We start from the raw sequence: 12679 nt of genomic DNA on the forward strand, positions 1-12679 counted from the left end.
CTCGCACGACGCGCCCGTGCACACCGCGACGGGCGATCGTGCGTCAGGGGACCCGCGCGGGGACGCGGTGGATCGGGCCGGACCCGCCGGTCAGCGCCCCTCCCGAGGAGCCCGTCCGCACGGCGACGACCTCGGCCATGATCGCGACGGCCGTCTCGGCCGGGGTCCGCGCGCCGATGTCGAGACCGATCGGGGAGCGGAGCCGATCGAGGTCCGGCGTGCCGAGCGCGTGCAGTTCCGCGAGCCGCCGCTCGTGGGTCGATCGGGAGCCCATCGCGCCGACGTACCCGGCTCCGCGGCGGAGCGCCTGGTCGATCACCTCGGCGTCGAACCGGTCGTCGTGTGCGAGCACCACGACGGCGGTCGTCCGGTCCACGGGCAACCCCTCGAGCACGCGCGTCGGCCAGCCCACGATCCGCTCGTCCGCGGCCGGGAAGCGCTCGTCCGTCAGGAACACCGACCGCGGGTCGACCACGGTCACGGCGTAGCCGAGCACCGCGGCGGCGTTCGTCACGGCGACGGCGGTCTCGACGGCGCCGACGACGACGCAGCGGGGGCGGTGGTCACTGCGCTCGACGAAGACCCGGTCGCGGCACCCGTCCGGAGCGGTGACGACCACCCCGAGCGTCCCCGGCTCCAGCGAGACGGCGAGCGAGGTCGGCAGACCGGCCGCGGCGTCACGGAGCGCGCTCACGAGCAGGGCGTCGTCGGACGTGACCCGGTGGACGAGCACCTCCACGCGACCACCGCACCGCAGCGCGGGGGCCCACACGGCGTCGGGGTCGTCGTCGAAGCCGAACCGCTCGAACACCGCCTCGCCGGTCTCGAGCACCTGCTCGGCGGTGAGGAACAGCGAGCCCTCGACGCAGCCTCCGGAGATGGTGCCGACGACCTGTCCGCCCGGCAGCACCGCCATCGAGGTCCCGACGCCGCTCGGCGCGCTGCCGGTCATCGAGACCGCCGTCGCGACGACGACCGGTGCACCCGTGTCGAGGACGGCCAGGAGGCGCGGTGCCAGTTCGAACATCACGCACCTCCGGCGTCGGTCGCGTCGCCCTGCAGCAGTGCCCAGACACGGTCGCGCGTCATCGGGAGGCGGTACGGACGCACGCCGATCGCGTCGCGGACGGCGTTCGCCACCGCCGGGGCGACGGGGTTGTACGGGGCCTCGCTCATCGACTTCGCCCCGAGCGGTCCGAGCGGGTCGTGCGTGTCGGCGAAGCGGACCTCGGTGCGGGGCACGTCGGAGATCTTCGGCACCCGGTACGACCGGAAGGCGTCGGTGGTCACGCGACCGGTGTCGTCGAGCACGACCTCCTCGTACAGGGTCGATCCCATCGCCTGTGCTGCGCCGCCCTCGACCTGTCCGCGCAGCTGCTCGGGGTTCAGGACGGTCCCGGCATCGACGGCCTGCACGCTGTGGAGCACCCGGACCTCGCCGGTCGGTCGGTGCACCGCGACACGGGCACCGTGCACCGTGAACGCGAGCGACCGCGGGGTGCCGTCGTGGCTGCCGTGTGCGACCAGCGGTCCCTCGGCGAGGAGCTCGGCGTGTCCGACGACCTCGTCACCGACGCGGACGCCGCCGGGCAGGACCTCGACGGCGGGGCCGAGCGGCCCGGAGGCGGCACGGGGTGTGCGCGCGGCGACGATCCGGAGCGCGCGGGCGGTCAGCTGCTCGCGGAGGTCCTCGGCCGCCGCGAACAGCGCCTTGCCCGCCACGACCACCCCGGCGGAGCCGAACGCACCGGTGTCGTACTGCGCGGCGTCGGTGTCGGACTGGTGCACGTCGACCCGGTCCGGCGTGGTGCCGAGGGCGGTCGCGACGAGCTGGGTGTGCACGGTCGTCGTGCCGTTGCCGAACTCCGCCGTGCCGACCCCGATCCGATAGCGGCCGTCCGTGGTGGCCTCGACGGTCGCGTGCGCGTGGTGCCCACGGGGCGGCATCGTCGCGATGGCGGCCAGCGCGATGCCGGTGCCGTACGCCCAGTCCCCGGAGCCGTCCGCCGTGGGCGGGTCGAGCGGTGGACCGTCCATCGCCGGGACCTCGGGCAGCGGCGCGCGCAGCGCGTCCTCCACCAGGTCGAGGCACTGGTCGAGGCCGTAGCTGCCCTCCCAGCGCAGGTCGTCCTCCTCGTCGGGATCGGTCACGACGAGGGGGTCGCCCGGCACGACGACGTTGCGCCGCCGGAGCTCGAACGGGTCGAGGTCGAGCCGACGCGCGAGCTCGTCCATCGCCGACTCGATCGCGAACACCACCTGGCCCAGGCCGTACCCGCGGAACGCCCCCGACGGCAGGTTGTTCGTGTAGACGGACTCGGCGTCGACCCGCTTCGCCGGGCAGCGGTAGACGGCGACCGACTCGCTGACCGAGTGGAACATGACGCCGACGCCGTGGTTCCCGTAGGCGCCCGTGTCCATCACCTGGTCGACGTGCATCGCGGTCAGGCGGCCGGACGCGTCCGCACCGAGCCGGACACGCACCCGCATCGGGTGCCGCGTGGGCGCGATCGTGAACTCGTCCCGGCGGCTGAACTCGTACTGCACGCTCCGACCCGTGCGCAGCACGGCGAGGGTGACGAGGTCCTCGGTGAGCATCTCCTGCTTCCCGCCGAACCCACCGCCGACGCGCTTGGCGACCACCCGCACACGCGACGGGTCGAGGCCGAAGACGTGCGCGATCTCGTCGCGGACCAGGAACGGGACCTGCGTGGCGGTCCGCAGCACGAGCCTCCCGTCCCGGTCCAGCGAACCGCGGGTCGCGTGCGTCTCGAGCGCCGCGTGGGAGACACGACCGGTGCTCCAGGTGCCGTCGACCGACGCGACGGCGGACGCCAGCGCGGCCTCGACGTCGCCGGTCTCGCCGTGCAGGGCCGCGACCACGTTGCGGCCGGGGTCGGCGATGCGGTGCTCGGCGGTCGTCTTGTCGCCGTGCAGCAGGGGAGCGCCCGGGCCGCGCGCGGCGTCGACGTCGTGCACGCTCGGCAGCAGCTCGTACTCGACCCGAAGCACGGCGCACGCCTGCTCCGCGATCCGGACGCTGTCGGCGACGACGGCCGCCACGCGCTGCCCACGGAACCGCAGCACCCGGTCGAACACGCGGGTGTCGTCGGGGTCGTCGAGCCGCGAGTCGTGCCGCCCGGTCGAGAAGAGCACGCCGGGGTCGTCGTGGTGGGTGAGCACGAGGTGCACACCGGGCAGGGCCTCGGCCGCGCTCGCGTCGATCGACACGACGCGGGCGTGCGGGTGGGGGCTGCCGAGGACCGCCACGTGCAGGAGCGCCTCGGTGGGGCGGACGTCGAGCGTGTACTCCTCGCCCCCGGTCACGATCCGCATCGCCGCCGGGGCCGCGACGGACGTGCCGACGGCGGCCCCGGCACCCGGGCACGCCGTGTTGCGCACGCCGTCGAGGGCGTCCTCGATCGCGCGGTACCCCGTGCACCGGCAGAGGTTGCCCTTGAGCGCCCGGTGTCGGTCGGCGAGCTGGTCGTCGTCGAGGGCGGACGCGGTGACGACGTACCCGGCGGTGCAGAACCCGCACTGGAACCCGGGGGCCTCGGCGAACGCCCGCTGCACGGGGTGGGGCTGCTCCGGCGTGCCGAGGCCCGCGGCCGTCGTCACCACGCGACCCTCGAGCCGGTGCGCCGGTGTGATGCAGGAGTGCACGGGCACCCCGTCGAGCAGGACCGAGCAGGCACCGCAGTCGCCGGCGTCACAGCCCTTCTTGACGCTGGTGACACCGCGCTCGCGGAGCAGGGTGCGCAGGACCTGGCCCGGCTGCGGGGCGGCGTCCACGGCCGTCCCGTCGACCTCGAACCTCATCGGGCGTCCCCCTCCGCAGCAGCGCGACCCGAGCCGCCGGCCTCGGCGACGAGTTCGGCGGCGAAGCGGCGGGACACCGCCCGACGCCAGTCGGGGGAGCCGTGCGGGTCGTCGTACCAGTCGTCGTGGGCGGCGAGCACCGTGTCGACCTCGGCAGCCGTGGGCACCGCGTCCCACCGCAGCACGACCGGTCGCGGGGTCCCGCCGGTGACGACGAGGACGAAGCCGTCGGCGTCCCAGCGCGCGGTCACGAGCGCGCCGGTCCGACCGTGGGGGCTGAGCGACACACGGCGGTACCCGGTGGTGCTCCTGAGCGCCGACTCCGGCACGTCGAACGCGCGGACCACCTCGCCGGACGCCAGTGCCGTGGCGCGGACCCCGGTGACGAGGTCGGCGACGGGCAGGCGGCGGTCCCCGCCGTCCGGCGTCCAGACGACCGCCGTCGCGTCCAGGGTCACCAGCAACGCCGTGATCGCTCCCGCGGGCAGCGCGGTCGCCACGTTCCCGCCGACCGTCGCCGCGTTCCACACCTTGAACGACGCGAGCAGGGCGTTCGCGCACCGCTCGACGAGGGGCCACGCACGCCACCCCGGCTCGGGGTCGAGCCGCAGCAGCGCCGCGATGGTGCACGTCGCACCGAGCCGCAGGCCCTCCGGCGTGTGCTCGGCGTCCGGCCAGCCCAGGCCGGTCAGGTCGACGAGGCCGGTGGTTCCCGGTTGCTCCTCGGAGTACAGCCAGGTGCCGCCGGCGAGCGGCTGCTCACCGGCTGCGAGCGCGAGGTCGTCGCGGTGCGACGGTGTCCGCAGGGTGCGGACGGTGACGAGGTCCATGCAGGGGTCCGATCGGGGTGGCGGGACGGGTGACGACGGTGTCGCCCGGTCGTCGGCCGTGCGCGATCATCCCGCGGTTCCACGCCGAGGACGCTCGGGGTGCGGTGCTGCGCGCCACGGTGCCTCCTCGGTCGGATCGGTTCGTGGCGGCAACGCTAGGGAACGGGTGTTTCGGCACCGTTACGGGGGAACGACGGCCGCGTCACGACCGGGCCGGCTCGGCGGACGGAGCTCGTGACCTGATCGACGCACCACCGAAACACGCGGCTGTCATCGTCGCCGCATGGACACCACCGCCACCGCAGCCCCCGTCAGCACGTCCGTCCGCCTCGGTGCGAACCAGTACGGCAAGGCCGAGGTCCGCCTCGTCCGGGTCACCCGCGACACCGACCGCCACGAGATCGAGGACCTGACGGTCACGACCCAGCTGCGCGGTGCGGCGCTCGCCGAGTCCTACACCGAGGGCGACAACGCGAAGGTCGTCGCGACGGACACGCAGAAGAACACCGTCTACGCGTTCGCGAAGGAGCACGGTGTGGGCGCCCCGGAGGAGTTCCTCCTCCGCCTCGGCCGGCACTTCGCGACGGCGTTCGACTGGTACGACGGGTCGACGCTGTCCGCCGAGCAGCACGCCTGGGAGCGGATCGCGGTCGACGGTCGGGCGCACGACCACGCGTTCGTCCGGTCCGGCCGCGGCACCCGCACCGCCGTGGTGCAGGTCGACGGCGACGACGTCCACGTGCTCGCCGGCGTGACCGACCTGACGGTCCTGAAGTCGACGGGCAGCGAGTTCCACGGCTTCCCGCGTGACGCGTACACGACGCTCGCCGAGACCGACGACCGGATCCTCGCGACGTCGGTCACCGCGCGGTGGCGCTACACACCCGAGGCGGTCGCCGACGGCATCGACTACGACCGGGTGTGGACCGGCGTGCTCGACCGGATGCTCGCGACCTTCGCGGACCTGCACTCGCTCGCCCTGCAGCAGACCCTGTTCGCGATGGGGCGCGCGGCGATCGAGTCGTTCCCCGAGATCGCCGAAGTGCGCTTCTCGATGCCGAACAAGCACCACTTCCTGGTCGACCTGTCCCCGTTCGGGCTCGAGAACCCGGGCGAGGTGTTCTTCGCCGCCGACCGTCCCTACGGACTCATCTCGGGCACGGTCGTGCGTGACGGGGTCGAGGACGCCCCGGCAGCCTGGACGTCCGTCCCGGCGTTCGTCTGAGCGGCGGCCCGCGCGTGCCGCGACCGGACGACCCGCTGCCGGTCGCCCCGCACGTCCCGCTGCCGGTCGACCCGCACGGCCCGCTGCCGGTGACCGGGGTCCTGCTCGCCGCCGGTGCCGGGACGCGCATGGGCATGCCGAAGGCGCTGGTGCGGACGACGGACGGGACGCCGTGGCTCGGGTCCGTGAGCCGGGCACTGCTCGACGGCGGCTGCGCCTCGGTGGTCGTGGTCCTCGGCGCCGCGGCCGGGGACGCCCGAGTGCTCGTGCCGGACCTGCCGTCCGTCCGCACGGTGGTCGCCGAGCACTGGGCCGAGGGACCTGGTGCGTCGCTCGCGGCGGGGCTGCAGGTGCTCGACGACGGGGTCGTCGCGTGCGTCGCGCTCGTCGACCTGCCGACGATGCCACCGACGGTCGTGCGCCGCGTCATCGGGGCGTCTGCGGGTGCGGACGTCCTGCGGCGTGCCGCGTTCGACGGCCGACCGGGTCACCCGGTGCTGGTCGGTCCGGCGCACCGCGGGGCGCTCGTCGCGGCGGTCACGGCCGACCCGGGGGACCGGGTCGCCGGTGCCTGGCTCCGGCGGGCGGGGGTCTCCGCGGTCGACTGCGCGGACCTGTGGGACGGCGAGGACCGGGACCGCCCGACGCCCGGACCGCCCGTCGACCAGTCCGCTGACGGCTCAGTCGCCCCAGTCGCCGAGTGCGAACCGGTACGACTGGTAGGTCGCGTCCACGATCCCGATGCCGAGCACCACCCAGAAGACCCACCGTGAGCGACGACGGCCGGCCAGCGTGGAGGCCACGAGCACCATGAGCGGGAACTGCACCGAGCTCTCGCGGGCCATCGAGGTCCACGCGTAGCTCGTCCCCATGGACACCACCATGAGGCCCGTGTACACCAGCTCGGGCCACCACCGCTTCGCGATGAGGAAGCCGACCGCGACCAGGTAGACCGCGACCATCACGATGTCCGACCACTCCTGGAACTGCCCCGACCCGGTCGTCCCGGTCGCGATCCGGAGCGTCGTGCGGAACGTCTCCCACGGCCACTGCGTCTCGCGGTGCCACCCGAGCTTCTGGACGAGGAACCAGTGCGTCGGGTTGCCGGTCTGGTGCCAGAGCCAGGCGAGGTAGTAGCCCAGGCCGAGCGACCCCACCGCACCGAAGGCGGCGGCTCGCCACAGGCGCGACCAGAACGGCCGGATCCGCGGGCCGAGCAGCTGCGCGACGACCAGGGCCGCCACGAGGTAGACCGTCTCCACACGGATCAGTCCCGCCGGGATGCAGAGCAGCGCCCCGGTGAGCCAGCGGCCGCGCTGGACGAGCAGCCAGGCGGCGATCGCGAAGGCCAGGTAGGGCGACCCGGCGTACGGCGCGACCATGAAGTGGGCGTAGGGCCCCGCGACCAGGAGCGCGACGGCGCCGGCCGCGACGCGCGCGTCGAAGCGGTCGCGGACGACCTTCCACAGCAGCACCGCGGCGACGGCGGCGGAGAGGCCGGTCACGAGCCACATGGCCGCGGCGACCTGGGTCGGGTTTGGGGTGACGGTGAAGAACACACCCTCGGCGACGAAGCGGGAGAGGAAGGGGTACCCGGGCAGGAACGCCTCGTCGAACGGCACGACGCCGAAGGTCGGGTAGCCGGCCAGGGCGACGTGCAGGTAGTTCTCCGCGTCCCAGTGGTTCAGGACCGTCGGGAGCGTCCGCAGGCCGAGCTGTCCCGGTCGCTCGACGAGCCAGGCGACGAGGGCGGCTCCCTCGAGCAGCACCCGGGCCGCCGCCCAGATCGCCAGCGCCGCGAGCGTCCCGCGAAGCGCCCGTCGACCGCGGTCGTGCAGCGCTCCGGAGGGGTCGTGCGTCGACTCGCCGACGAGGTGGTCGGGGCGGTCGAGGGGCGTCGGCGGCGCGGTCGCGGTGCTCACCGGAAGATCCTAGGTGGGCCGGGAGCCTCCGACCCGGCACCGGTGCGACACGGATGACGGTCGGACGGACGGGAGGCGCGGTGCCAGCCGGCACCGCGCCTCCCGTCCGTCCCTGGTCGCGTCGACTACGCGACGGGCTCGCGCACCTGGTCGAGCGTCGGGTAGTCGGTGTAGCCCTCGGCGCTCGCACCGTAGAAGAGCTCGGGACGCGGCTCGTTGAGCGGCGCGTCCTGCTCCCAGCGCTCGGCGAGGTCCGGGTTCGCGATGGCGGCCCGGCCCACCGCGACGGCGTCGGCGAGGTCGCCGTCGAGCAGCGTGATCGCCTCGTCGCGGGTGGTCATGGAGGAGAAGCCCGAGTTCGCGATGAACGGGGCACCGGCGGTGCGGCGCACGTGCTGCACGAGCTCGCTGGCCGGCTCGGCGTGCAGGACGTCCACGAAGGCCAGCCCGAGCGGCGCGAGGCCCTCGGCGACGGCGGTGTAGGTCGCACGGACGTCGGCGTCGTCCTCCTCGAGCACGCCCTGGATGTTGTGCTGCGGCGACAGACGGATGCCCACGCGGTCGGCGCCGACGGCCTCCGCGATCGCCGTGGTGACCTCGACGGCGAAGCGCGCCCGGTTCTCGGGCGAGCCGCCGTACTCGTCGGTGCGGGTGTTCGAGACGGGGGAGAGGAACTCGTGCACGAGGTACCCGTTCGCACCGTGCACCTCGACGCCGTCGAGCCCGGCCGCGATCGCGTTGCGAGCGGCGCGGACGAAGCCCTGGACGGCCTCGCGGACCTCGTCGGTGGTGAGCTCGTGCGGCACGGGCATGTCGGCCTTCGAGCCGTCGGCCAGGTGCGTCTGCCCCGGAGCGGCGATCGCCGAGGGGCCGACGATGCGCGGGGTCTGCGAGATGTCGGTGTGCGAGACGCGACCGCCGTGCATGAGCTGCATGACGATCGTGCCGCCGCGCTCGTGCACGGCGTCCGTCACGCGGCGCCACCCGGCGACCTGCTCGTCGGTCTCGATGCCGGGCTGCCCGGGGTAGGAGCGGCCCTCCTGCACGGGCCAGGTGCCCTCGGTGATGATCATGCCGAGGCCGGCGCGCTGCGCGTAGTGCTCGACGAGGAGGTCGTTGGGGATGCCCTGCTCACCGGCGCGCGTCCGGGTGAGGGGTGCCATGACGATGCGGTTGCGGAGGTGGAGTGCGCCGAGGTCGGCGGCTTCGAAGAGCTTCACGTGTCCGTTCAACCACGTGTTGCGCGGGGCAATTCCCCCGGCACGGCGGATCCTCAGCGACCGGGGCACACCAGCGTGCTCGAGCGGACCTGGCCCTCGGGGCGGATCACGGTGTGCTGCGAGAGTGGCTGGTGGCAGATCGGGCAGGGGCGGTCGACGGTACGGTCGTCGACGCCCTCGACGCGTCCGGCACCGATCTGCGACGGACCCATCTTCTCGATGAGCGTGCGGTTCCAGCGGTCGTACCAGCTGCCGAAGCGACCCATGGTCCGTCCTTTCGTTCGTACACGAATCATTCTGCCACGAAGTACCTGCTCAGTCGAGTGCGTCGACGCGTCCGAGCAGCTCCGTCAGGTCGTCCTTCAGTCGCTCGAGCCGGTCGAGCGGCCAGCCGAGCCGGTCGGCCACCGCGACCGGGACGGTGCTCGCCCGCTCGCGGAGTGCCCGACCGGCGGTGGTGAGCGACACCTCGAGCTGGCGTTCGTCGGCCGCGCTGCGCTGGCGTCGGACGTAGCCGGATGCCTCGAGGCGCTTGAGCAGTGGGCTCAGCGTGGCGGAGTCGAGGCGGAGCTCCGCGGCGATCTCGCGCACCGATCGCGGGTCGTGCTCCCACAGGGCGAGCATGACGAGGTACTGCGGGTGCGTCAGGCCAAGCGGGTCGAGCAGGTCGCGGTACAGGCCGATGACGCTGCGGCTCGTGGCGGCCAGGGCGAAGCAGAGCTGCCGGTCGAGGGCGAGGGGGTCGACGTCGGTCGCGGTCATGCGTCCACGGTACTTCGTCCACGAACGGCTCGGGCGCCCGGTGCTGCGGTCGTGCACGGCACACGGACGGGAGGCCCGGTGCCGGTCTCGTGGACCAGCACCGGGCCTCCCGGCGGTGCAGTGGGGCTGGCGCCCCCGCGGACGCTCGACGCCTAGGCGCGGTGCGTCGGCGTGTGCCCCTCGTGCGGGTTCGCATCGGGCTCCACATCGGCGGCGTGCGACCCGCGGTGTGCTCCGGCTCCGGCCCCGGCGGTGGCACCGGCGACGGCGGGCTCGGCGCCGTGGCCGCGGTCGTCACCGGGGTGCGAGCGCTCGAGCTTGGCGCCCTCGACGTCGACGTCCGGCAGGATCCGGTCGAGCCACTTCGGGATCCACCAGGCGCTCTTCCCGAGCAGGTGCATGACCGCCGGGATGAGCAGCATCCGGACGACGAAGGCGTCGACCAGCACGCCGAACGCCAGGCCGAAGCCGATCGGCTTGATGGTCGAGGACTCCGAGAAGATGAAGCCCGCGAACACCGAGATCATGATGATCGCAGCTGCCGTGACGACCGCGCGACCGGCGTGCAGACCGCGTTGCACCGCGACCTTGGCCGAGGCGCCGTGCGCGTACGCCTCACGCATGCCGGACACCAGGAAGAGCTGGTAGTCCATCGCGAGCCCGAACAGGATGCCGATCTCGATGATGGGCAGGAAGCTCAGGATCGGCGCAGGGTCGTGCACGCCGAACACGGAGCCCAGCCAGCCGAACTGGTAGATGGCCGTCAGACCACCGAAGGACGCGAGCACGGACAGGATGAACCCGGCCGTCGCGGTGATCGGCACGAGGAACGACCGGAACACGACGATGAGGATGATCAGCGACAGGCCGACGACCACGACGAGGTAGAGCGGCAGCACGTTCGCGAGCTTCTCCGACACGTCGATGTTCGCGCTGGCGTTGCCCGCGACCCCGAGCGTCACCGTGCCGTCGTCGGTCTGCACGGTCTGCTCGCGCAGGTCCTTGACCAGGGTCTCGGTCGAGACGCTGTCCGGGCCGCCCGCGGGCTTGACCTGGAAGGCGATGATGTCGCGGTCGGACGACGCGCCGATCGGCAGGACGGCCTCGACGTCGTCGTTCTTCGCGAGCGCCTGGCCGATGGTGACCTCGGTCGCGGTGACGTCGTCCTTCGCGATCGCCTCCGGCAGGTCGGCCACGACGAGCAGCGGACCGTTCTGGCCGGCGCCGAACTCGTCCTCGAGCGCCTTGTACGCCTTGTACTGCGACGAGTCGGTGGCCTCGGAGGCACCGGTCGGCAGGCCGAGGCGCATCTGCGTGGCGGGGAGGGCGATCGTGCCGAGCACCGCGACGCCGGCGACGAGCGTGACGACCGCGCGCCAGGTCGACATCGGCTTGTTCGGCACCCGGACGGACCCGGTGTGCCCGATCTGCTGCCGCTCCTTCTTCCGGAGGATGCGCATGCCGAGCAGGGACAGCAGCGCCGGGGTGAACGACGTCGCGATGAGGATCGCGAACAGCACGGCGACGGCGCCCACGGTGCCCATCAGGCCGAGGAACGGGATCCCGGTGATGTTGAGCGCGAGCAGGGCCACGATGACGGTCGTGCCCGCGAAGACCACCGCGTTGCCGGAGGTGCCGTTGGCGAGACCGATGGACTCGTGGACGCCCATGCCGGCCTTCAGCTGCGTCCGGTGTCGGTTGAGGATGAACAGCGAGTAGTCGATGCCGACCGCCAGGCCGAGCATCACCCCCAGCACCGGCGTGACCGAGATGAACTCGACCAGGCTCGAGAACGAGAGCGACGCGAGGGTGGCGACGCCGACGCCGAGCACGGCGGACAGCAGCGGGATGGCGGCGCCGATGACCGTGCGGAGCATCAGGAAGAGCACGAGCGCGGCGATGATGACACCGACGATCTCGCCGGGGCCGAGGATCGACGGGACACCCTGCGCGATGTCGTTCGAGACGTACACCTCGAGGCCGTCGATCTTCGCGCTCTCGGCCCGGTCGGAGATCTCCTGCTTGGTCTCCTGCGGCACCTCGAAGGTCGACTTCGTGAACTGCACGGTGCCGATCGAGGCAGCGCCGTTCGACGACACGAAGCGGATGTCCTTCGACAGGTCGAGCAGGTCGGACCCCTGCTCCAGCTCGCGCTCGTTGTCCTCGAGCTTCTTCGTGTTGTCGTCGATCTCCTGCTGGGCGTCGGCGATCTGCTGCTCGCCCGCGGTGATCTGCTGCTGCTGGGCGTCGATCTGCGCCTGGGCCTGCTCGAGCTGCTGCTGACCGGCCTGCGCGGCCGCACTGTTCGCGGCGGCGGCCCCGGCGGCCTGGGCCTGCGCCTCGGCCTGGGCCTTCTGCTGGTCGAGCTGCGCCTGCGCCTGCTCGATCTGCTGCTTGCCCGACTCCAGCTGGTCCTTCTGCTGGTCGAGCTGGGCCTGGCCGTCCTCGATCTGCTTGCGACCGTCCTCGATCTGCTGGCGCCCGTCGACGATCTTCTGCCGCTGCTCGTCGAGCTGGTCCTGCGTGGTGAAGCCGTCACGGACCTCCTTCACCCCGTCGAGGTCGGCGATCCCGTCCAGGAAGTCCTTGACGTCGGCCTGCTGCGTCGCGGTGAACGCCTTGCCGTCGGTCGTCTCGAAGACCAGCGTGCCGTTGCCACCGTTCGCCGACGGGAACTTGTCCGCCAGCTCGTCCTGCACCTGGCTCGTCTTGGTGTTCGGGATCGTGATGGACGAGGAGATCGTGCCCGCGAACAGGCTGTAGGTGAGCCCCGCGATGCCCATGATGACGATCCAGGCGATGATCACCAGCCAGTGGCGTCGTGCGGAGAACCGTCCGAGACGGTAGAGGAGACCGGCCATGCGGTTGCCCCGTCCTTTCGTGTCAGGTGCTGTGGTG

General features: G+C 72.8%; 10 protein-coding genes. 2 read left to right on the forward strand and 8 right to left on the reverse strand.

What is annotated here, in order from left to right:
• Window positions 1–43: 43 nt before the first annotated feature.
• Genes M3666_RS03500 through M3666_RS03510 form a run of 3 tightly spaced genes read right to left on the reverse strand, consistent with a single transcriptional unit; the run spans window position 44 to window position 4652 of the window.
• Window positions 44–1027, reverse strand: a complete 984-nt coding sequence (locus M3666_RS03500; protein ID WP_066655757.1) for an XdhC family protein — start codon at window positions 1025–1027, stop codon at window positions 44–46.
• Window positions 1027–3822, reverse strand: coding sequence for a molybdopterin cofactor-binding domain-containing protein (locus M3666_RS03505; RefSeq protein ID WP_251154516.1), 2796 nt, complete (start codon window positions 3820–3822; stop codon window positions 1027–1029). The genes M3666_RS03500 and M3666_RS03505 overlap by 1 nt, the downstream gene beginning before the upstream one ends.
• Window positions 3819–4652, reverse strand: a complete 834-nt coding sequence (locus tag M3666_RS03510; RefSeq protein WP_251154517.1) for a xanthine dehydrogenase family protein subunit M — start codon at window positions 4650–4652, stop codon at window positions 3819–3821. Before M3666_RS03510 ends, M3666_RS03505 begins: the two co-directional genes overlap by 4 nt.
• A 283-nt stretch (window positions 4653–4935) precedes the next feature.
• Between M3666_RS03510 and pucL the strand changes: the two genes are divergently transcribed.
• Together pucL and M3666_RS03520 are read left to right on the forward strand one after the other, a co-directional pair.
• Entirely contained in the window at window positions 4936–5877 is a 942-nt protein-coding gene (pucL, locus tag M3666_RS03515; RefSeq protein ID WP_209685656.1) for a factor-independent urate hydroxylase, read from the forward strand.
• A 14-nt stretch (window positions 5878–5891) separates the two neighbouring features.
• Window positions 5892–6650, forward strand: coding sequence for an NTP transferase domain-containing protein (locus M3666_RS03520; RefSeq protein WP_251154518.1), 759 nt, complete (start codon window positions 5892–5894; stop codon window positions 6648–6650).
• Here the strand turns inward: M3666_RS03520 and M3666_RS03525 are convergent.
• From M3666_RS03525 to M3666_RS03545, 5 genes are all read right to left on the reverse strand, one after another.
• On the reverse strand, window positions 6558–7799 hold the full coding sequence (locus M3666_RS03525; protein WP_066655735.1) for a mannosyltransferase family protein: 1242 nt from the start codon (window positions 7797–7799) through the stop codon (window positions 6558–6560). The genes M3666_RS03520 and M3666_RS03525 overlap by 93 nt on opposite strands.
• A 125-nt stretch (window positions 7800–7924) precedes the next feature.
• The gene (locus M3666_RS03530; RefSeq protein ID WP_209685658.1) at window positions 7925–9019 is read right to left on the reverse strand and encodes an alkene reductase; all 1095 of its coding nucleotides are present in this window, start codon (window positions 9017–9019) and stop codon (window positions 7925–7927) included.
• Window positions 9020–9072: 53 nt separating this feature from the next.
• The gene (locus M3666_RS03535) at window positions 9073–9285 is read right to left on the reverse strand and encodes a hypothetical protein (RefSeq protein WP_251154519.1); all 213 of its coding nucleotides are present in this window, start codon (window positions 9283–9285) and stop codon (window positions 9073–9075) included.
• Between the two features lie 49 nt (window positions 9286–9334).
• A complete protein-coding gene (locus M3666_RS03540; protein WP_066658556.1) occupies window positions 9335–9781 on the reverse strand; it encodes a MarR family winged helix-turn-helix transcriptional regulator in 447 nt (148 codons plus the stop codon).
• 152 nt (window positions 9782–9933) lie between these two features.
• Window positions 9934–12642 (reverse strand): MMPL family transporter, encoded by a 2709-nt coding sequence (locus M3666_RS03545; RefSeq protein WP_066655724.1) that lies wholly within the window; start codon window positions 12640–12642, stop codon window positions 9934–9936.
• Between the last annotated feature and the right edge of the window lie 37 nt (window positions 12643–12679).

The organism is Curtobacterium sp. ODYSSEY 48 V2 (assembly GCF_023712625.1).
GTDB lineage: Bacteria > Actinomycetota > Actinomycetes > Actinomycetales > Microbacteriaceae > Curtobacterium.

Coding starts and splice junctions, on each gene's coding strand:
- M3666_RS03500 (WP_066655757.1), bottom strand. CDS start 1,027: ATGTTCGAACTGGCACCGCGCCTCCTGGCCGTCCTCGACACGGGTGCA.
- M3666_RS03505 (WP_251154516.1), bottom strand. CDS start 3,822: ATGAGGTTCGAGGTCGACGGGACGGCCGTGGACGCCGCCCCGCAGCCG.
- M3666_RS03510 (WP_251154517.1), bottom strand. CDS start 4,652: ATGGACCTCGTCACCGTCCGCACCCTGCGGACACCGTCGCACCGCGAC.
- pucL (WP_209685656.1), top strand. CDS start 4,936: ATGGACACCACCGCCACCGCAGCCCCCGTCAGCACGTCCGTCCGCCTC.
- M3666_RS03535 (WP_251154519.1), bottom strand. CDS start 9,285: ATGGGTCGCTTCGGCAGCTGGTACGACCGCTGGAACCGCACGCTCATC.
- M3666_RS03540 (WP_066658556.1), bottom strand. CDS start 9,781: ATGACCGCGACCGACGTCGACCCCCTCGCCCTCGACCGGCAGCTCTGC.
- M3666_RS03545 (WP_066655724.1), bottom strand. CDS start 12,642: ATGGCCGGTCTCCTCTACCGTCTCGGACGGTTCTCCGCACGACGCCAC.